At 74.1% G+C, this 2,146-nt stretch carries 3 protein-coding genes and 1 pseudogene; all 4 read left to right on the forward strand.

Going from position 1 to position 2,146, the window contains the following annotated elements:
- A partial coding sequence (locus tag LLG88_16770; protein ID MCE5248561.1) for a zinc ribbon domain-containing protein occupies nt 1–399 on the forward strand: 399 nt, incomplete at its 5' end.
- Nucleotides 400–462: 63 nt separating this feature from the next.
- Nucleotides 463–534 (forward strand): annotated as a pseudogene (locus tag LLG88_16775) (zinc-ribbon domain-containing protein).
- A 168-nt stretch (nt 535–702) separates the two neighbouring features.
- The gene (locus tag LLG88_16780; GenBank protein MCE5248562.1) at nt 703–1,245 is read left to right on the forward strand and encodes a hypothetical protein; all 543 of its coding nucleotides are present in this window, start codon (nt 703–705) and stop codon (nt 1,243–1,245) included.
- Nucleotides 1,246–1,330: 85 nt separating this feature from the next.
- A partial coding sequence (gene tilS / locus LLG88_16785) for a tRNA lysidine(34) synthetase TilS (GenBank protein ID MCE5248563.1) occupies nt 1,331–2,146 on the forward strand: 816 nt, incomplete at its 3' end.

Below are 2,146 nucleotides of genomic sequence, written 5' to 3' on the forward strand. Positions count from 1 at the left end.
CGGATCGCGATCAAGAACCCGATCTTCGGCGGCGGACGGGCCGCGGTCGAGGCGCGGGTGCAGCTGAACCCCGGCGAGACGCAGCGGCTGGTCTATCGCGGCCCGCTGACCATCTTCCAAGCGGGGAAGATCGAGCGCCTCGACGCTCCGACGCAGCCCGCGCCCGCCCCAACGCCCGCCCCCGCAACGCAGCCCGCTTACGCCGCGCCGACCGCGCCCGCGGCGCCCGCCGCGGCCGCGAGCCGCTGCGCCGGCTGCGGCGCGCCGCTGCCCGCCGGCGGCCGTTTCTGCGCGGCGTGCGGCAAGCCGGCGACGCGCGGCGCGGTTTGCCCCAACTGCAACAGCCCGCTGGGCGCCGGGCGTTTCTGCACCGTCTGCGGGTTCCGCCTGCAGAGCTGAAGCCGGGCCGCGGCGAAAGCGCGCGTCCCGCCGGTTTCCCTTCATCCCCTTCGAGGCGTCGAGATGTTCTGTACCCACTGCGGAACCCGTCAAGCCGATGGATCCTCCTTCTGCCGTCAGTGCGGCGCGCCGCTCGTCGCGCCGTCCGCGCCGACCCCCGCGCTACCCGCGGCCGACGGCCGCGGCGGCGCCCGCCTTCCGGCGCCGCCCCCAGTCCCGGCGCCCGCGCCGTTCCCCAACCCCGCGACGCCGCCCGCTCCCGCGGCGCCTCCCGCCGCCGCGGCGAAGCGTTCGTCGGGAACGTTGGTCCTGGTCCTGGCGCTGCTCGCGGGGGCGCTGGTCGTCGCGGTCGTCGTCGTCGGCCTCGGCGTCTTGGTCTGGCGCGCGAGGCACAGGGTCGTCGCCCCGGCGAACGAGGCGACGGCGCCCGCCGACGTCGCGGCGGAGAGCGGCGCCGCTTCGGGCAAGGAGTTCTCCGTCCCCGCGTTCGAAGGACCGATCGGCGGCGACGACGAGAAGGAGCGCTTCGCCCAGTTCCTGATCAACAACGAGCGGCACATCGTCAACGTGGACGTCAACCTCAGCGGCGAGCAGTTCGAGAACTTGAAGAAGATGTCGCCGGAACCGAACAAGCTGTTCATCGACCTGACGAACAACCGCGACGCGCTGCCGACCGGCTACGACGTCTACATCGAGACGGGGGACGACGCGAAGGACTTCTACTTCGACGACCGGCCCTCGTCGCTCGAGATCAAGAGCTGCCTGAAGATCGTGGGCGTCGAAGGCCCGCAGATGGGGATCTTCTCGATCACGGCCAAGGCGGTCGCGCTCGAGGAGTGCCTTTGACCGCGCGGAACGCCGTCGTTCCGCGATCGGGCGGGCCCGTTCCCTGATAGAATTCGCGCTTTCGGGAGTTTTGGGCGAAACCACGATGTCCGGGTTCGAGCAGGCCGCCGGCGACGGGAGCGTCCGCGCCCCGTCGTCCGAACTCAGCGGCGGCGCGGTCCTGCGCGCGGCCCGTCCCGCCGCGCTCTCCGCGATCACGCGTCCCTACGCCCCGCCGCGCGGCGCCCGCGTCGTCGCGGCCGTCTCCGGCGGCGGCGACTCGCTGGCCTTGGGACTGCTGCTTTGGGCCCTCGCCCCGGGCCGCGGCTGGGACGTCGCCTGGGGCACGGTGGACCACGGCCTTCGGGGAACGCGCGGCGCCCAGGACGCGGCGTTCGTGCGCGGTCTCGCCGCGCGGATCGGCGTTCCGTGCGAGGTCCGCGCGGTCGCCGTCGAGCGCGCGCCGCGCCGCTCGCCCGAGGACGCGGCGCGGACGGCGCGCCGCGCCGCGCTGGTCGAGATCGCCGCGGCGGCCGGCGCCGAGGCGATCGCCTTGGGGCACACGCTCGACGATCAGGCGGAAACGGTCCTGCTCCGGCTGGCCCGGGGAACCGGCACCGCCGGCCTCGGCGCGATGCGCCGCCACGCGCCGCCGTTCTGGCGGCCGCTGCTCGACGTCGAACGGGACGAACTGCGGCGTTTGCTCCGGGATCTCGGGCAGGGCTGGCGCGAGGACGAGACGAACGCCGAGGGGCGGGCGTTTCGGAACCGGGTGCGGAACGAAATCCTCCCACTGATGAAGACGCGACTGGGCGCCGGGGTTGTCCGCTGTCTGGCCCGCGCGGCGTTGACCGCGGCCGAAGACGAGGACTTTCTCGCCGCCTCCGCGCGCGCCGCGCCCGGGATCGTTGTTGCCGAAACC

Source organism: bacterium (assembly GCA_021372775.1).
Lineage (GTDB): Bacteria > Acidobacteriota > Polarisedimenticolia > J045 > J045 > JAJFTU01.